This is a genomic window from Bifidobacterium asteroides (assembly GCF_009683175.1).
GTDB classification, from domain to species: Bacteria; Actinomycetota; Actinomycetes; order Actinomycetales; family Bifidobacteriaceae; genus Bombiscardovia; species Bombiscardovia asteroides_H.
The window spans coordinates 1-18,626 of sequence record NZ_WKKW01000007.1 but is presented as its reverse complement, the minus strand read 5'-3'; the positions used below and the strand labels follow the sequence as shown (position 1 = coordinate 18,626).

9 protein-coding genes and 2 pseudogenes are annotated in these 18,626 nt (G+C 62.7%); 10 read left to right on the top strand and 1 reads right to left on the bottom strand.

The window, feature by feature from the left end:
* Positions 1 to 230: 230 nt before the first annotated feature.
* From metG to GKC41_RS08255, 6 genes are all read left to right on the top strand, one after another.
* A complete protein-coding gene (metG, locus tag GKC41_RS08280) occupies positions 231 to 2,102 on the top strand; it encodes a methionine--tRNA ligase (RefSeq protein ID WP_154313783.1) in 1,872 nt (623 codons plus the stop codon).
* 225 nt (positions 2,103 to 2,327) lie between these two features.
* Positions 2,328 to 5,348, top strand: coding sequence for an HAD-IA family hydrolase (locus tag GKC41_RS08275; protein WP_154313782.1), 3,021 nt, complete (start codon positions 2,328 to 2,330; stop codon positions 5,346 to 5,348).
* Positions 5,349 to 5,574: 226 nt separating this feature from the next.
* Positions 5,575 to 7,413, top strand: coding sequence for an ABC transporter ATP-binding protein (locus GKC41_RS08270; protein ID WP_154313781.1), 1,839 nt, complete (start codon positions 5,575 to 5,577; stop codon positions 7,411 to 7,413).
* Between the two features lie 29 nt (positions 7,414 to 7,442).
* Positions 7,443 to 9,350 (top strand): ABC transporter ATP-binding protein, encoded by a 1,908-nt coding sequence (locus tag GKC41_RS08265; protein WP_154313780.1) that lies wholly within the window; start codon positions 7,443 to 7,445, stop codon positions 9,348 to 9,350.
* Between the two features lie 114 nt (positions 9,351 to 9,464).
* Positions 9,465 to 10,532: a glycoside hydrolase family 43 protein gene (locus GKC41_RS08260; RefSeq protein WP_229281735.1), complete on the top strand. Its 1,068-nt coding sequence runs from the start codon at positions 9,465 to 9,467 to the stop codon at positions 10,530 to 10,532.
* 52 nt (positions 10,533 to 10,584) lie between these two features.
* Positions 10,585 to 11,943 carry a glycoside hydrolase family 27 protein gene (locus GKC41_RS08255; protein ID WP_195760227.1) on the top strand — a complete coding sequence of 453 codons (1,359 nt, stop codon included), beginning with the start codon at positions 10,585 to 10,587 and terminating at the stop codon, positions 11,941 to 11,943.
* Positions 11,944 to 11,948: 5 nt separating this feature from the next.
* Here the strand turns inward: GKC41_RS08255 and GKC41_RS08250 are convergent, their stop codons facing one another.
* Positions 11,949 to 13,532: a glycoside hydrolase family 43 protein gene (locus GKC41_RS08250; protein ID WP_154313778.1), complete on the bottom strand. Its 1,584-nt coding sequence runs from the start codon at positions 13,530 to 13,532 to the stop codon at positions 11,949 to 11,951.
* 212 nt (positions 13,533 to 13,744) lie between these two features.
* Here GKC41_RS08250 and GKC41_RS08245 point away from each other — a divergent pair, with 212 nt between their 5' ends.
* The 4 genes and pseudogenes from GKC41_RS08245 to GKC41_RS09035 all read left to right on the top strand — a co-directional run.
* Positions 13,745 to 15,970, top strand: coding sequence for a family 43 glycosylhydrolase (locus GKC41_RS08245; RefSeq protein ID WP_154313777.1), 2,226 nt, complete (start codon positions 13,745 to 13,747; stop codon positions 15,968 to 15,970).
* A complete protein-coding gene (locus GKC41_RS08240; protein WP_154313776.1) occupies positions 15,967 to 17,049 on the top strand; it encodes a LacI family DNA-binding transcriptional regulator in 1,083 nt (360 codons plus the stop codon). The genes GKC41_RS08245 and GKC41_RS08240 overlap by 4 nt, the downstream gene beginning before the upstream one ends.
* A 133-nt stretch (positions 17,050 to 17,182) precedes the next feature.
* Positions 17,183 to 17,956, top strand: a pseudogene (locus GKC41_RS09040) (LamG-like jellyroll fold domain-containing protein); the annotation flags it as partial.
* A 402-nt stretch (positions 17,957 to 18,358) separates the two neighbouring features.
* Positions 18,359 to 18,626: pseudogene (locus tag GKC41_RS09035) on the top strand (arabinan endo-1,5-alpha-L-arabinosidase); the annotation flags it as partial.

Here is an 18,626-nt window from a genome sequence, read left to right as displayed (position 1 = left end):
GCGGCTTGGTGGTAGCCCTAGGGGGGCGGCTGGCGCCAATGGCGGTGGTAGGCGTCCGCGGCGCTCCCCCGAGCGCGTGTTCTCGATTCATGGTTCGACTGTAAATGGTCGTGCCCGGGTTTGCCTGAGGGAGGGCCAAAATTTGTGCATTTGTGGATAATTCGCTTGCTCGGCAGCGGTCCTGTGGACGAGCGGGGGGATTGTAGGCCTGAGTCGATAATCTTGCTGGTATGAGTCATATCCTTGTTTCCGTCGCCTGGCCCTACGCGAATGGGCCCCGTCACATCGGCCACGTCGCTGGGTTCGGCGTCCCCTCGGACGTCTATGCACGCTACGAACGCATGAAGGGCAATGATGTCCTTATGGTTTCGGGGACCGACGAGCATGGCACTCCCATCCTGGTTGAGGCTGACGCCGAAGGAGTGGGGCCTCAGGAGATCGCTGACCGCTACAACCGGGTCATTGTCAAGGATTTGTGCGATCTGGGGCTCAGCTACGACCTCTTCACCAGGACCACGACCGGCAATCACGAGAAGGTGGTGCAGGAGCTTTTCCGCCAGTGCCGGGCCAATGGTTACATCTATGAGGGACAGCAGAAGGTGGCCATCTCGCCTTCCACGGGCCGGACCCTGCCGGACCGTTATATCGAGGGTACCTGCCCCATCTGTGGCGCTGATGGCGCTCGCGGCGACCAGTGCGACAACTGCGGCAACGAGCTGGATCCGGACGAGCTGATCAACCCTGTGTCCAAGATTAATGGGGAGACCCCTCGCTTTGAGGAGTCAAAGCACTTCTTCCTTGATCTTCCCGCTCTGGCCGAGGCCAACCTGGCCTGGCTGAAGACCAGGAAGGGCTGGCGCAGCAATGTGCTCAACTTCTCCCTGGGGCTCTTCAAGGAGGTCAAGCCGCGGGCTATTACACGCGATATCGACTGGGGGATTCCCGTGCCTGTGGATGGCTGGGTCGACGACCCCAACAAGAAGCTTTACGTCTGGTTCGACGCCGTCATCGGCTACCTGTCGGCATCCATCGAATGGGCCCGCCGCCAGGGCGATCCCGAGGCCTGGCGCAAGTGGTGGAATGACCCCAAGGCTCTTGGCTACTACTTCATGGGCAAGGACAACATCACCTTCCATTCGCAGATCTGGCCCTCGGAGATTCTGGCATACAACGGCCAGGGATCCAAGGGTGGACAGCCGGGCCCCTACGGCGAGCTCAATCTGCCTGAGCAGGTGGTGGCCAGCGAGTTCATGACCATGGAGGGCAAGAAGTTCAGCTCCTCCAGGGGCATCGTCATCTACGTCAAGGACATCCTGGCACGCTATCCGGTCGATGCGGTCCGCTACTACATTTCCATCGCCGGACCGGAGACTTCGGACTCGGACTTCACCTGGGCGGAGTTCGTCCGGCACAACAACGAGGAGCTGGCCGCCTCATGGGGCAACCTGGTCAATCGCGTGGCCAACCTGCTCAACAAGGACTTCGGCAGCATCCCCCACATCGAGGAGGACTGGCTGACCGAGGAGGACAATGCCCTGCTGGACCGCAGCCTGCAGGCCTTCGATACCGTGGGATCGCTGATTGAGCATCATCGTCAGAAGGCCGCCCTGGTCGAGGCCATGGCCCTGGTGGGCGATATAAACAAGTACATCTCTGCCCAGGAGCCTTGGAAAATTAAGGACGACCGGAATCGTCTGGCTGCCGTCCTGCATACCGCCGCCCAGGCTGTACTGGACGCCAACATCATGCTGGCCCCCTTCCTGCCCCATGCCTCTCAGCGGGTCTGGGAGACCATGGGCGGCAAGGGCACCTTCTCGCCCTTGCCTCATGTCGAGGAGGTTGACGATCTGGATCGGTCCGACTTCCACTATCCCATCATCACCGGCGACTACCGGCTGGGGGAGACGGTCCATCCTTGGACGCGCGAGCCCCTCAGGGATGGTACGCCGATCGATCAGCCCACACCCATCTTCCCGCGTATTCCCAAGGAAGCCGTGCAGGAGGAGCTGGACCGCTTCCAGGAGCAGCTGGACCGCCGCAAGGCCAAGGAGCGTGCCAGATTCGAGGCTGAGCAGGCCAAACTGGGCGACCAAGGCAAGTAACGGTCGACGCGCCCGGGACGGCTTTTGTGATTCACAGAGAACTTTGAGGTTTTCGGGCACTTCCTCCAAGGTAGCGCTGGTTATATTTGTTCTGTCGGTTGAGGTACTGGCCGATGGGGGTCATGCGGCCCCGATAACTGAACCCCTTCTTCTCTCTCTTCTCGCCCGGCGGTTCTTCGAACCGCCGGGTTCTTTCGTCATGGAAGACCCATAGGATGAGTAACCATGAAGGTTGCCCAATTCGCCTGTGTGCTCTTCGATCTGGATGGGGTACTGGTGCCCACGACCATCCTGCACAAGGCCGCCTGGAAGGCGTTGTTCGATCAGGTCCTGCCTGCAAACGTCCCGGCCTACACGGAGCAGGACTACTACGCTTACGTGGATGGTCGCCCCCGCTATGACGGTGTCGATGCCCTGTTGCGCAGCAGGGGTATCGAATTGGACTGGGGCAGCCCCAATGACGATCCGCAGCTGGACACCGTCTGCGGATACGGCAATCGCAAGAACATGACCTTTGAGCGGATGCTGAAGCAGAAGGGCATTGATCCCTACCCGGACACGGTGGATCTGCTCAGGCACCTGCGCGCCGACAAGAAGCGTCTGGCCGTGGTGTCCAGTTCGCGCAACACGGCCCAGGTCCTCAAGGCCGCTGGAATCGCCGGATACTTCGACACCGTGGTGGATGGCAACCTCAAGGACGAGATGGGTCTTCAGGGCAAGCCGGCCCCGGACACATACGCTTATGCGGCCAAGGTGCTGGGCCTGCGCAATGAGGATGCTGTTGTGGTCGAGGACGCCCTCTCTGGCGTGGCCGCCGGTCACGCGGGCAGGTTCGGCCTGGTTGTGGGCGTGGACAGGGGCGCCGGCCGTGAGCAGTTGCTCAAGGCGGGTGCGGACCTGGTGGTGGACCAACTGATCGAACTGATCGACGATGATGCCAGCGAGCGTGGGCAGGGGGAGGACCCCGGTCTGGATGAGGATCGCTTCCCTGTGGAGGACTGGGGGTTCAGCGAGGTCGGTCGGCCCGATGCGGTCAGTGCCACGGTCTTCTCGGTCACCAACGGCTCCGTCGGTGTCAGGGGCGAAGGTGGCGGGGAACGCTGCCTGGGCAACGGCACCTTCCTGAGCGGTTTCCATGACACCTTCCGGATAGCCCATCCCGAAAGCGCCTACGGATATGCCAAGGTGGGCCAGTTGATCCAGGGGGTGCCCGATGCTTCGGACTTCACCATCAAGGTGGAGGGGCTACCTCTGGGTAGGCCGGAGAAGACCACTCAGCGCCTGGACTTCCGAACCGGAATCGCGACCACCACCAATCTGTATGATCTGGGCCATGGCATCCACCTGAAGACCGTGCTCACCCGCATGGTCTGCCTGTATGACCGCAGTCTGAGCGTCTGCACGCTTACCGTTGAGTCGCCCGACCGGGACATGGCTGTGGTGGTCGAGGGTCCGGTCAATGTCGACAACCCCCGCCATGTCAACTCCAGCGACCCCCGCAAGTCGAACTTTGTGGACGGGTGCGGAATCCACGAGGTGCTGGACAATGCAGTCTATGGCGAACTGAGTGCGGATTGCAGGGTCTTCCGTTGCAATAATTCACGGCTCAGCCTGGCCCTGGGTGTCCGGCAGTTCAGGGACGGCCGACCTGTCGAGGGATCGGGCTGGCGCATGGATGTGCCCAAGGGCGGTTCCACCCGTCTGGTCCGTTATGCCGTCTACCGCAGCCACCCCATTCTTCCGGCCGGCACCAGCGGCAACGGTCTGGTCGTGCAGACGCGGGGCGAGGGGACCAGGAATCTGGTCGAGGACTGCCGCGATAGGCTGGAGGAGGTCAGTACTCTTTCTCTGGATGAGCTGGAGAAGCGCCAAAGGGAATGGCTGGATCAGTTCTGGGAGCGTCAGGATATCCGCATCCAGGCCGACGATGGGGGTCGTACCCAGCAGATGGTGCGGTGGGAACTCTTCCAGCTGGCCCAGTCCACGGCCCAGATCGAGAACGGTGTGGGTGCCAAGGGCCTGAGCGGATCCGGCTACAGCGGCCACTACTTCTGGGACACCGAGATCTACATTCTCCCCTTCCTGATTTATTCGGCACCTGCTCGGGCAAGAGCCGTCCTTCACTACCGCTACATGATGCTCCCCGCCGCCAGGCGCAGGGCCTGCACACTCAACCTGAATGGCGCCCTCTTCCCCTGGAGGACCATCGACGGCGAGGAGGCCTCAGCCTACTTCCCCACGGGCACGGCCCAGTACCACATCGATGCCGACATTGCCTACGCGGTGGCCCAGTATGTACAGGTCACCGGCGATGAAGACTTCCTGCAGGCCGAGGGCATCGACATCCTGGTGGAGACGGCCCGTCTCTGGATGAGCCTGGGGCGCTACAAGGAGGACGGCCGCTTCCACATCCACTGTGTGACCGGCCCCGACGAATACACGGTCCTGGTTGACGACAACCTCTACACCAACCAGATGGCCCGTTTCAACCTTCTGGCCGCTTACAAGGCCTATCAGCACTTGCGTGAGAAGCATCCAGACCTGATCGGCACCATACGCGAAAGGCTGCATTTCGACGACGCTGAGGCCGACAAGTGGTCCAGCGCGGCTGAGGCCATGTTTGTCCCCTTCGACGATCAGGAGGGGGTCCATGCCCAGGACGCCCAGTTCATGCAACGCCCCCGCTGGCACTTCGACCGGTTCACGGCCAGGCCCCTGCTGCTGCACTACCATCCACTGGTCATTTACCGGCACAAGGTGCTCAAGCAGACCGACGTGGTCATGGCCCTCTACCTGCTCAGCTCCTGGTTCACTCCGGAACAGAAGTTGGCTGACTTCGACTACTACGATCCGCTGACCACCGGGGATTCGACCCTGTCTGCAGCCTCCCAGTCCATCCTCGCCGCCGAGGTGGGGCATGAACAGCTGGCCATGCAGTACTTCCGTCGGTCCTTGTTTACGGACGTGGACGACCTGCATGCCAATACAACCGATGGCATCCACCTGGCCGCATGCGGAGGCGTCTGGTCCAGCCTGGTCTGCGGCTTTGGAGGCCTGCGCGACACCGGCGGAACCGGGCTGAATATCGATCCCCGCCTGCCTTCGTCCTGGCGCTCGCTGACCTATGAGTTGGAAGTGCGTGGCACCAGGTTCCAGGTCGCTGTAACAGCAGACGGTGTCAATCTGAAGCGCTTGTCAGGACCCGAACTGGACCTTCTGGTTCAGGGGCATCCGCGTCACATATGAACTCCGGATTCCGGGTCTAGACACGCCTGGGATCCGGGGTTGCATCTGATTCAGGCTCCAATAGAATAGGCAACGCTTGACGAATCCAGGGCGGACACGCGCGGCGTTGCAGAGGCGAGGAACACAGCCGGGCGTCACCATCGGTCAGTCACTCTCCCGGACGGTCACGGCAATGAGAAGAGACCAGATCAGAGAAGCTCAACAGGGAACGTGAGGGTGTCCTCCAATGTACGTCGATTCTGCGAAGAATCAGCACAGCAACAACCTTCGATGGATCCTCCCCTACTGCAGGCCGGACGCCGGTAGAATCGCCGCCGCCCTCGTGCTCTTTGCGGGGGATAAGGTCCTGGTCATGCTTATGCCCATTTTGGCAGGCATGATCGTGGATCAGGTCATTGGCCAGGGGCATGAGGATCGGCTGCCCAAGCTTTGTTTCGCCATGATAGCCGTCACCCTTGGTCGTAGCATCTGCCGCTATGGCTATCAGATGTTCATGGAGCGTTTCGGCCAGAACACCATCTATCGACTGGTCAGCGACGAGTACGAAAAGCTCCACGACATGGACTTCACCTACTTCAACCACACCCGCAATGGCGACATCATGAGCCGGATGACCTCGGACACCGATGCCATCCGTCACTTCGTCTCCTGGGTCTCCTACAACATCCTGGATGCCGTCTGCCTCTTTGCCGGGTCCCTGGCCGTCATGTTCACCATCGAATGGCGGCTGGCCCTGGCCCTGCTGGCTGTGACCCCATTCCTCTTCTACTTCACCTGGCAGCTCTCCAAGCACGCCCACCCGCTCTTCTACGCCATCCGCAACTCGCTGGCATCACTCAATTCCATGGTCGAGGAGAACATCGAGGGCAACCGAGTGGTCAAGGCCTTCGTCCGCGAGCCTTATGAGACCGAGAAGTTCGATCGGCACAACGATGACTACATGCAGCGCAACATGGACTCCGCCCGCAACAGCCGCACTTACATGCCCTGGCTGGACGGCTGCTCCTACATGCTCCAGCTGATCACCCTGATCCTGGGCGGCTGGCTGGTCATCCGCCAGCAGATGACCCTGGGCGCCCTGGTCTCCTTCAACAGCTTCCTGTGGATGATTGACGGCCCGGTGCGCCAGTCCGGCTGGCTGATCAACGATGTGGAGCGCTTCAACGCCTCCTGCGTCAAGATCCGTCGGCTGCTGACGGCCGAACCCAGAATCGTCGAGCGCAAGAACGCCCAGGCCGGCGTGGTCCAGGCGGCCACGGTCCGTGCCAAGGTCAACGGCGAGCAGACAGGTGATCCGGTCAGGATTCGCGGGGACATCCGCTTCGACCATGTCAGTTTCGCCTTCCCTGACGACCCGGAGACCCCCATCCTCAAGGACATCGACTTCCATGTGGCGGCCGGCACCCGGCTGGGCATACTGGGGGAGACCGGCTCGGGCAAGTCCACCCTGGTCAGCCTGGTGGCTCGCTTCTACGACCCAACCGTGGGCCATGTGCTCATCGACGGGATCGACGCCAGGCAGTGGCCCCTGGACCTGCTGCGGCGGCAGGTCAACATCGTGGCCCAGGACACCTTCCTCTTCTCGGACACCATCGGCGACAATATCGCCTTCGGGGCCCACCGCGACGACGAGCAGTACGTCAGGACCATGGCCTCCATGGCCGGAGCCGACTCCTTCATCAACCGGATGCCCGAGGGCTATGACACCGTGGTGGGCGAGCGCGGAGTTGGCCTGTCGGGTGGCCAGAAGCAGCGGCTCAGCCTGGCCCGGGCCCTGGCTGACGACCCGGCCATCCTGATCATGGACGACACCACATCGGCCGTCGACATGGAGACCGAGGCCACCATCCAGCGGCATCTGCAGGAGATGGAGGGCACCAGGACCATGGTCACCATCGCCCATAGAATCTCCTCCATCAAGGATTCCGACCTGATCCTGGTCCTGGACCACGGCAGGATCGTAGAGCGCGGGTCCCATGAGGATCTGGTCCATGCCCACGGCCGCTACTACCGGATCTACCGCAAGCAGCTTGGGCTGCAATCCGGGCAGTCAGCGGGATTCTGACACATCAGCAGGCTTGGCAAGGTGAGACGATGAAGCAGCAAAAGCAACGTTCGACGGGTACCGCGCGCAGGAACACCTTCCGCGAGGACGAGGACCTGGAGGAGCAGATCGACTTCGGTGACATCAAGCGCATAGGGGCCTATCTGAAGCCCTACCTGCGCCAGGGGGTGATCATCCTGGCGGCGGTCCTGTCCATGAGCGCCATCGCCGTGGCCATTCCCTACATGACCAAGACCATGATCGACACGGTCATCCCCTCCAAGGATCCGGTCCGGCTCTTCACCCTGGGCGCGGTCTTCCTGCTGGCCATCGTGGTCTACGAGCTCCTCCTGCGCTATCGGACCGTGGCCATCACCCAGGTGGGCCAGCTCATGCTCAAGGACATGCGCCGGGACCTCTTCACCCACATACAGACCCTGCCTTTCTCCTACTTCGACTCCCGGCCCCACGGCAAGATCCTGATCAGGGTGGTCAACTACGTCAACACCCTCTCGGATACCCTGAGCTCGGGTCTGATCAACGTGATCGCGGACATCTTCACCTTCCTGCTGACCCTGGTGGTCATGTTCGTCATCGACTGGAGACTGACCCTCTGGTCCCTGGTCCTCATGCCCTTGCTGGTGCTCTATGTGCTGGTACTCCAACGCTTCCAGCGGCGGGCCTACCAGCGCCTGTCCAACAAGCAGAGCAATCTGAACGCCTATATCCATGAGTCCATCGCGGGCGTCAAGACCACGCAGACCTTCGTCAGGGAGCGCGAGCAGTTCCACACCTTCCAGGAGCAGCAGGGGCAGGTTCGCAGCTCCTGGATGCGGGCCGTGCACATCCAGTACCTGATGTGGCCGGGAGTGCAGAACATCTCCACCATCACCATCGCGCTGATCTACTATCTGGGGATCACCGGCCTGGGCGGCGTGCAGGTGACCACGGGCATGCTGATCGCTTTCGTCGGCTATGCCAACAACTTCTGGAACCCCATCATCAACATCGGCAACTTCTACAACCAGCTGATCACCTGCTCGGCCTACCTGGAGCGCATCTTCGAGACCCTGGACGTCCGCCCGGAGATCGAGGACCGCCCGGGGGCCATAGAGCTGCCGCCGGTCAAGGGCAGGGTGGACTTCAACGACGTGGTCTTCAAGTACGAGCCCGGAGGCCGCAACATCCTCAACCTGGTGGACTTCCATGTGCCGGCAGGCAGCACGGTCGCCCTGGTGGGGCCCACGGGCGCCGGGAAGACCACCATCGTCAACCTTCTCTCGCGTTTCTACGACGTGAGCGAGGGAAGCGTCTGCGTGGACGGGCATGACGTGCGCGACGTGACCCTGGCATCCCTGCGCCGGCAGATGGGGGTCATGCTTCAGGACACCTTCATCTTCACCGGCAACGTGCGCGAGAACATCCGCTACGGCCGCCTGGATGCCACCGACCAGCAGATCGAGGAGGCCGCCAAGGCCGTCCATGCCCACGAGTTCATCATGGAGCTGCCCGACGGCTACGACACCAAGGTCGAGGAGCGCGGTTCCACCCTCTCCGCAGGTCAGCGGCAGCTGATCGCCTTTGCCAGGGTTCTTCTGGCCGACCCCCGCATCCTGATTCTGGACGAAGCTACCAGCAGCATCGACACCCGCACCGAAGAGGCCCTCCAGGCCGGACTGGCCCACCTGCTCAAAGGGCGGACCTCCTTCGTCATCGCCCACCGGCTGTCCACCATCGAGAATGCGGACCAGATCTTCTACATCGATCATGGGCAGATTGTGGAGCACGGCACCCACCAGGAGCTTCTGGCCAAGAGGGGCGCCTACTACAGGCTGCATGAGTCCCAGTACGCCATGATCCGCACAGCCAACGGCGACCAGGCGCAATCGGCACAGCCTGGCGATGATGCAGGACAGGACAACCAGGTTCGGCAGGATTCGGCTGTCTCTGCCCAATAGCAGGCTGACCTATGTGTCGGTACTGGTCTCCAGCTAGCAGTATTACATCGTTGTAAAATAAGTAACGACAAGTCAAAGCCGACTGGTTCGGCAGCCAGGGCAAAGGAGCAGACGTTGAGCAATACGGTTCACAAGGACGTCGAAGGAGCCGACCCCTACGGGTATCTGATGGTGCACTTCATCGAAGACCCCCAGGGGTATGCCGAGCGCCTCTACTTCGACCTGTCGCGAGGCGACGACCCTCTGAGCTGGGATCCGCTGTACGGGGGCAGGCCGCTGCTGACCTCGCACCTGGGCACCACCGGTCTGCGGGATCCCTACATGGTACGTGACCCGCGCAACGGCCGGGTCTATGTCATGGCCACCGATCTACGGGTGTTCGGCGGCGATCAGTCGCAGGGCAGCGGCTGGGAGCACTGGTCCCACCACGGCAGCACCAAGCTGATGATCTGGTCCACTGACGACCTGATTCATTGGTCGGGTCCCTGGCCGTTGGATGTGTCCTTGCAGCAGGACGGCAGCAGGGTCCAGCTGGGCATGGCCTGGGCGCCGGAGTGCCTATGGGTGCCCGACTATGAGGGACCGGGACAGGGGGCCTTCGTCCTCTACTGGTCATCCAAACTCTTTGACCGGGCCGATTCCGACCATACCGACCCGTCGGCCTACGACCGGGTGCTCTGGGGGTCGACCACCGACTTCACCCAGGAGCACTTCCGCTATGGCGGAGTCCTTATCGATACCGGTCGCAATGCCATCGACACCACCATGGTCCAGCGTCCTCTGCCCGGGGGCGGCCTGCGTACCTACCGGGCCACCAAGGACAACGGCTTTGGCCGGGGCATCTGGCTGGACAGCACCGACGATCCCCGATGGTGGCTGCCGCAGGCCCGGTGGTCCACCATCCAGGAGCGGATCGGCGCCGGCTGGTGCGCCGATGGCAACCCCTCGGGTGTGGAGGGTCCGGCCCTCTATGCCGACCATGCCCTGAACCGTTGGTACCTGCTGGTGGATGTGATCCCCTCCGTGGGCTACAGGCCCATGGTCAGTGATGATCCGGATGCCGGGTTCGACTACGCCCGGGAGCAGGACTTCCACCTGCGCCCCCATACCAAGCACGGCGGGGTTCTGTCCCTGACCCGGCAGGAATACGAACGTCTGCGCCCCCTGGCGTGGCGGAACTGAAACAAAAGGACCGAGAAAGGAGCAAGACATGGATAAGGCCTGGAGACCACCCATGGGGTGGAACAGCTGGGACAGCTACGGGACCACCGTCACCGAGCAGGAGGTGCTGAACAACGCGCAGGTCATGCGCGACAGACTGCTTCCGGCGGGCTGGGACACGGTCGTCATAGACATCGCCTGGTATGACCCGACCGCCAGGGCCCATGGCTACAACGCCAAGGCGCCTCTGGTCCTGGATGACTATGGTCGGCAGCTGCCCGATCCGGTCCGGTTCCCATCGGCGGCCGACGGCCAGGGGTTCGCTCCTCTGGCCGCCCGGATTCACGGTCTAGGGTTGCGCTTCGGCATCCATGTCATGCGGGGTATCCCCAGGCTGGCGGTCGAGCGGAATCTGCCCGTCCTCGGCACCTCCTATACGGCCGCCCAGGTGGCTGATACCACCCATGTCTGTGCCTGGAATCCCGACAATTACGGTCTGGACCAGTCCCATCCGGGAGCCCAGGCCTGGTACGACGCACAGGTCGACCAGTTCGCCCGTTGGGGGGTGGATTACCTGAAAGTGGACGACATGCAGGCCCCCTTCATGGACCGTGAGATCGATGCCTACGCACGGGCCATCCGCAAGGCCGAGCAGGCCCATGGGCATTCCATGACCCTCTCCCTGTCCCCGGGCACCCGGGTGCCCACCACCCATCTTGGTTTCCTGCGGGACCATGCTCAACTCTGGCGGATTTCGGACGACCTCTGGGATCGTTGGCAGGACCTTTATGCCCAGTTCGCCCGTCTGGCCCGCTGGGCACCTCTGCAGAGCACAGGCCACTGGGCCGATGCGGACATGCTGCCCCTGGGGCATATCGGGCTGCGGGCCGAGAGAGGCGGGGACCGGTCCAGCCTCCTGACGGCCGACGAGCAACGCACCATGCTGACCCTTTGGGCCATGGGGCGCTCGCCGTTGATGGTGGGCGGCGACCTTCCCAGCAGCGATGAGGCCACCCTGTCGCTGCTGGACAACCCGGCCCTGGAGGAGGTCACCGCCGGTTCGGCCGACAACGGTGAGATCATCCGGGAGCCGGTCGAGGGCGGGGATGACCAAGACAAGGCAATCTTAGGCGAGGAGATCGTCTGGAGGGCCCTGGCCAGGGATTGGGCCGACGGAACCCCCTCGGCCCATGCCGGCGGGGTCTATGCGGCTGTCTTCTGGACCGGGGATCGCCCCCGGCGGGTCAGGACGGCCCTGTCCTCCCTGGTGGGTCTGGATGGGGCGGATAGTGCCTGGGCCCCGGTCGACCTGTGGCAGGGCCGGGCCACTGAGTCCGCCCAGGTCAGCCTGGAAGGACAGGGTGCCGACCGGGATCTGGTGGCCCTGGTGCCTGCACACGGCGTGGTCTGGGTGGCTCTGGATCCCCGCTGAGGAGATCAGCGCTTGGAGCCCCAGATGCAGACGTTGTTGCCCAGGGCGCTGAAGGTCATGACCTTGCGGTGGTCCTTGTCCCTGGGCAACCGGGCGAAGACGCCCTGGTAGGTCACGGTCCCGTCTTCCTCCTGGAGGTCCATGGACAACCGTCCCTGGTCGTCGACCTGCCAGTGGCCCTGGCGTGCTCCGGTCACCTGGCCGCCGGGCTCCAGACGGATGTCCACGGCCTTGACCACGCCCCGGTATCGGGTGCTGTGAGTGTCGGTCACCTTGCGCGGTCCCTTGAAGAAGATGGTCGGATCGTGCTCCACCAGCTCATAGGTGCCGGCCTCGTCCTTGGCGCTGTATGGGCCTCTGGCCTTGGTGCCCAGGTACTCATAGGGGGCGGCTACCAGCCAGCCGTCTGCGGTGGGCATCAGTTGCCGGACCCGGATCTGATGCTCCTCCTTGCGGTCGGAGAATCTGGTGTGGTAGACCACATAGTCCCGGCCGTCCTTGTCGTGCAGGGCCGTGTTCCCGCCCTGCGAGACCTCGATGTCGCCCTTCTTGTCCCCGCTCCACTGGTAGGAGCCCATCAGGCGGATGCCTGTCTCGCTGGTCCAGTTGTCGGCCTCGCCGCTGGTGGCGATGGCCGGGTTGCCCCGCTGGTCCAGGTAGGGGCCGGTGATGGAGTCCGAGCGGAACATTCGCATCTGGTAGCCACCGGTCTGCACCAGCTTGCCGTAGGAGAGGAAGAGGTACCAGTGGCCGTTGGTGTGCAGCAGCGCCGATCCTTCGCCTGAGTTGCCGAAGCCTCCGGCGAGTTTGTGTCCGTAGTAGGCGTCGGACTGGTTGGCCTGGGTGGGGTAGGTGGTGGAGTAGTCGCGCAGCCCGGTCTTGGGGTCCAGACGGATCATCCAGATGCCGCCGAACCAGGAGCCGAAGCTCATCCACAGGCCCCCCTGCCCGTCATCCTTGACACAGGCATCAATCGCATTGATACCCGTATCCGTGTAGGACTGATAGCGGTCCAACTCCGGGTCCGAGCCCAGCACCTTGGGAACGTCGGTGCGCATGTAATTGGCCCGGGTGAAGCCGGAATAGACCACTGGCCCCACGTAAGTCCAGTCGCCGTCCACCCGGTCGGCGGTCAGCAGGACAATGACCGAACGATGCTCGGCCCCGTTCAGGCTCAGGTACATGCACCACTTCTTCATGGTGGCGTTGTAGTAGACGTCGGGCGCCCACATGTTGCCGGTCACATCCGGATTGGAGGACTGCTTGGGCCAGTCCTTCCATATCTTGGCAAAGATCTTCTTGTAATCGCGGCTCAGGTTGTTGGTGAAGGGGGTCCAGTTGACCAGATCCGTGCTGCGGGCATAGGCCCGATGCGAGCCGAAGACATAGTAGTTCTTGCCGGAGCGAACCACGGAGGGATCGTGTACCGAGACGCGCTTGGGCTCCTGGGTGGCGGCGGTTTTTGTTCCGCCGGCTGACGGCTGCTGGCTCGAGCAGGCGGCCAACGCCCCTGTCAACAGCATCGCCAGACCCGCCGTCAGGGCAGTCAAGGCCTTCATGGCCCGTCCGGTGCGTTTGGGTCTTCTCATGGTTCCTCGCTTTCCGTGAAGGCAGTCCGATCGACATCGATAACGACCCGCGACGTATGGCCGACCTTGCGGAGTCGGTTTGGATGAGCGAACAGCCCGGCCTCATCCATGCGGGCATCGGGCGTCGGGGACTGGTCTCCATGTATAATTTCTATCGTTAGAAACGATAGTCGTCGGCGTTGAAGCCGGCAAGCCGGATGGAAGGAATCGTCATGGGTGAGGATGCTCTGGACGGTGGACGCGAAATTGGGAATGGGGTTGCACTCATGTGCTATACCCGGCATCCCACCGATCGGCAGGAGGCCAACAACGAGGATGTCGCCCTGAGCATGCACCTGGCCCTGCGTTCACGGGCGACCGGTCATTGGGAGCCCCTGAACGGTGACTACGGCATCTTCTTCGCTGCGGCTGTGCCCACCAGGGCTGTGCCGGATAGCGCCCGCGGGGCCTGCACGGCCGGGGCTGCCCTGCCAGGCGAGGCGGCGCCGCAAGAAAGCGAGCAAAATCCTGGACTGGACGCTCATCAGGGCGAGGGCTCCAATGCTGATGCTGATGGCGGCGACAATGCCGATGGTGGCCAGGCTTCACAGGCGGCTCAGGAACTGGCGGTGGTCCCAGGGCAGGATCTGATCCTTAAGAGTCTGATCGACCCTTTCCTGCTGCCCCTGAGGGACGGTACCTTCGTCATTCTGGCCACCAGGACGGCCAGGGGTGGCCAGCTGGACGGTTCCCAGTCCGACTCCTTCATGACTGCTCTTTCACCGGATCTGCTGACATATCGACGGCTGCCGCAGGTCCATATCCTGGGCGCTCATGGGGTCCACCGGCCCAGGGCGCGGCTTCTGGACGATGGCCGGGGCTGCCGACTCTACTGGGACGACGATCGCGGGCGGCTGTGCATGGCCACGGTGGACGACCCGACGCGGATGGGCATGGTGGCCGACATGAAGGTCCTGGAGGATGACAATCCCCTGGCCCAGGGCGACCCCCTGCCCCTGGATCGGCGGCGGGCCCTGGAGGAGGACTGCGGCATGAAGGGCATCCTGGCTGGCAATGTGGTGCTGGTCAGCGCCGATTGTGAGCGGGGCCTGCTGGAACGCTTCGGCCGCATCTACAATACGGACGTGAAAGTGGATCCGGTTCAGGTCACCCGGGGCGATGGCCTGGAATCGGTCCGGCAGGCCCAGGCGCGGCTCCTCTACAGCGACGGATCCACCGCCCTGCGCGGAGTGGATTGGGAACAGAGTCAATTGGAGCGCCTGGCCAGTGATCTGGACCAGGGTCGTCTGAATCCTGGTCAGACCAGGCTGATAGGTGGACGGGTCCGGCAGACGGCCTACCCGGTCCCCTTCGCCCGGCAGCGGGCCGATCCCTCCATTTTCCGCTGGTCCTGGAGGGGTCAGCGCCTCTTCATGTTCATCGCCACCGAGGATGCGGATGGCAATTGTGTTGACCCCTTGAACGGGCACACGCACATGCCCCTGCGGGTGGCCGATACCATCGAGGGTCTGAGCGATCAGGCCGGCGGCCATGAAAAGGAGGTGGACCTGCTGCGCAGGGGCGATCGCAACAGCGAGGGCCGGGTCATGACCGGCTGCTTCTGGGCCCCGGAGATTCATCTGATCGGCGGCAGGCTCTCCATTCTCTTCATGCCCTGCTTCGATGGTCCGCAGACCAACCCGGACGGGACCGCCAATGATCGGGCCGGAAAGCCGGACATGTGGACGGGCTGCTGCCACATCATGCAGCTGCGCCGCGACGACCAGGGCCAGGATCTGGACCCGCGCCGGCCTGAGAACTGGGACAAGCCCCGACCCATCCTGCGGGCTGAAGGCACCCCCCTCAACCCCATCCAGCGCATCAGCCTGGACATGACGGTCCTGCACGATACCGGCCGCTGGTATTACGCCTGGCAGCAGCTGGGGTCAGTCTGGATCGCCGCCTTCGATCCGGCCCGGCCCGACCGTCTGACCAGCACGCCGCGCCAGATCATCGTCCCGGAGTTCGCCTGGGACAACATGATTGCCGAAGGGCCCAACGCCGTGGTCCACGACGGCCGGATCTTCCTAATTTATTCCGGCTCCCTGGTGGGCATCGACTACACCACCGGACTGGTGACTGCGCCGGCCGGAGTCGGGGCCGATCTATGCGATCCCGGCGTGTGGAAGAAGCTGGACTACCCATTGCAGAAGTCCGGGAAGTACAATGGCCACTGGCAGCTGGGCACCGGCCACGGAATGTGGTCCCAGGACGAGGACGGCACCATGATTTACGTCTTCCACAATGCCGAGCATGATCAGGACCGCTACCTTGGCCGCGACAGTCAGGTACGGCGGGTACATTGGTCTGCTGAGGGGATGCCCGTATTGGATATGCAGACGGATGAGGAGCTTGACCCCACCCGCGCCACGGTAACCTTGGAGGTCAGGGTCTTATGAGTTTAGCCGCTTCCCCCGGCACAGGACGTGGTTCCACCCCGACCATGAAGGATGTGGCCCAGGCTGCAGGAGTGTCGGTAAAGACCGTCTCCAACGTGGTCAATGACTACGAATTTGTCTCCGAGGCCACCAGGGGCAAGGTCAACAAGGCCATAGAGGAGCTGGGTTATCGGGTCAACGTGCCGGCCAGAAACCTGCGGCTGGGCTACACGGGAATGATCTCCCTGGCCATACCGGATCTGGCCATGCCCTACTTCGCTCAGCTCTCCTCCCTGGTCATCGAGGAGGCCAAGAAGCTGGGGATGCGTGTGCTGGTGGAGCCCACCCTCTACTCGCGCGAGGGTGAAATCGAGGCCCTGCATGGCTCACAACGATCCATGATCGACGGCCTCATCTACAGCCCGCTGGAGCTGGGCATGGACGACCTGGACCAGTTGCGGGTGGACTATCCCCTGGTGGTTGTGGGGGAGCGGATCTTCAGCGACCAATTTGATCATGTGGCGACGGAGAACGTTGAGGGTGCCAAGCACGCCACCGCCTATCTGATCAATACCGGCTGCCGTCGGGTGGCGGTCATCGGCACCCATCCCGGCGAGAAGCTGGGTTCGGCTGCTCTTCGCCTGGAGGGGTACAGACAGGGTCTGGAGGAGGCCGGCCTGGACTACGATCCCCGGCTGGTGGCCCCATCGCGCATGTGGCACCGTATCGACGGGGTCAATGCTATGAACTCCCTGCTGGACCAGGGTATCGTCCCCGACGGGGTGGTGGCTCTGAACGACATGCTGGCGGCAGGGGTTCTGCATTCCATACAAATGCACGGTATGTCGGTGCCGGACGACATCTCGGTCATCGGCTTCGACAATTCGGACGATTCCCAGTATCTGTCGCCCTCGCTGACCAGCATTTCGCCCGGGCTCAAGGCCGTGGCCAGGCTCTCGGTTCGTGTTCTCAAGGACAGGATCAACGGGGCGCAGCCGTTGAACACCAAGGAAGGCGAGCACGTCTTCCGCAAGGTGTCCTCTTCGCTGGTGGTCCGCAATTCAACCCGTGCCCTGCCAGGAAACGAGATTGCCGTCTGATTGCTGATGTTCTTTTCCGGGTGTTCCTGGTTTCTTGATTTCTAACGTTGTAATATACTGAAGACGTTCTCGAACGATTCGAGGTGGCATCGGCGGACCATGGAGGCCTGCCGGTCGGAGCGCAGTCGCTCCGATGCCGACATGGAAAGGTGTGAACATGCGTCATCAATCGTCATCAGGCGCAGGACGACGGAGCCGAGGAGGAGTTGCAGCAGCGGCCCTCGTGGGCATGATACTGGCGGGCGGCACAGTCGCTTCTCCAGCTTGGGCGGATCAATCCCAAACCGACAGCAGCGCTACAACCAGGATGTCAGCCGACCAGCCACAGCCCTTGCTCGGCTACGATTTTTCTGCTCTTGCTCCAGGGGCCAAGGAGGCAAACAATACTGTCTCAGACTCACCCTTTGGCCCGGCCCGCATCCTGGACGCCGATGGTCAGCCGACAGGGGCAGTCAAGACCGACGACGCGCTCCTGTTCGATGGATCCACCTATGTCAAGCTTCCTGATGACATACTGAGCGGACGTGCCAGCGCCACGGTGTCCATCCGCGTGCGCAACGACCGGTTCAACGCCTCAAACCCCTGGACCTACCTCTGGTCGCTAGGGGGGACCGGTCAGCAGGCCGTCGGCTCCTGGACCGCCTCCACCCACACTTCCCTCTACACCTCCATCACTTCCAAGGCCAACGGCCAGGGCGAGACCTATCTGCCGGCATCCAAGAATCTGCCTGATGACCGCTTCTCCACGCTGACTGCCACCATCGATGGCAAGAGCAATATGGTCCGGCTCTATATCAACGGTCTACAGGTGGCTGAGGGCAAGGCCACGGTCAATCCTGCCGCTTTTGGCGACCATCATCACAACGTAATCGGCCAGTCCCGATACCCCGGCATAGGCGATGCACTCTTCCACGGCGCAGTGCAGTCATTCGCTGTCTATCCACAGGCCCTGGATGCCGACCAGATCGTCGCCACCCTGCCTTCGGAGGACCTTGGGGATCTGATCGACCAGCAGGCCACATCCCTGGCGGTTCCCGCAGCCGTGGACGGTGATTTCAACCTGCCGGTCTCCACTACTGTCGCATCAGTGGGGTGGACCTCTTCGGCTCCTGGAACGGTCAGTGTCAATGCGGCTACCGGCAGGGCCCATGTGGTCCCCGGCAAGCGGGATGTCCCAGTTACGCTGACGGCCCGGCTACAGGCCAACAAGGTCTCGAGGTCATCCCGGGACGTTAAAGCCATCCAGCAGGACTACCGGCTTATTGTCAGGGGCACCTCCAAGGACGGTCAGAACGCCTACTCGCGCGTCTCCGTGCATGACCCTTCCGTGGTCAAGGCCGGAGGGCGCTACTACATCTTCGGTTCCCACCGGGCCTGGGCCCGCAGCACCGACCTCAAGCATTGGGAGCCCTTCACCAACAATCTGAGCCGGGATTACCAGCGCATTCTGGATCCCATCTGGAAGGCATGGCCCAAGCAGTCCTCCAATCCGGACGTGACCGGCAACATGTGGGCGCCCGAGGTCTACTACAACGCCACCATGAAGAAGTGGTGCATGTACCTGAGCCTGAACGGGG

What these genes read in the sequence shown, in the direction of transcription:
- GKC41_RS08275 (WP_154313782.1), top strand. Translation starts at nt 2,328, where the DNA reads ATGAAGGTTGCCCAATTCGCCTGTGTGCTCTTCGATCTGGATGGGGTA.
- metG (WP_154313783.1), top strand. Translation starts at nt 231, where the DNA reads ATGAGTCATATCCTTGTTTCCGTCGCCTGGCCCTACGCGAATGGGCCC.
- GKC41_RS08250 (WP_154313778.1), bottom strand. Translation starts at nt 13,532, where the DNA reads ATGAGAAGACCCAAACGCACCGGACGGGCCATGAAGGCCTTGACTGCC.
- GKC41_RS08265 (WP_154313780.1), top strand. Translation starts at nt 7,443, where the DNA reads ATGAAGCAGCAAAAGCAACGTTCGACGGGTACCGCGCGCAGGAACACC.
- GKC41_RS08255 (WP_195760227.1), top strand. Translation starts at nt 10,585, where the DNA reads ATGGGGTGGAACAGCTGGGACAGCTACGGGACCACCGTCACCGAGCAG.
- GKC41_RS08270 (WP_154313781.1), top strand. Translation starts at nt 5,575, where the DNA reads ATGTACGTCGATTCTGCGAAGAATCAGCACAGCAACAACCTTCGATGG.
- GKC41_RS08240 (WP_154313776.1), top strand. Translation starts at nt 15,967, where the DNA reads ATGAGTTTAGCCGCTTCCCCCGGCACAGGACGTGGTTCCACCCCGACC.
- GKC41_RS08245 (WP_154313777.1), top strand. Translation starts at nt 13,745, where the DNA reads ATGGGTGAGGATGCTCTGGACGGTGGACGCGAAATTGGGAATGGGGTT.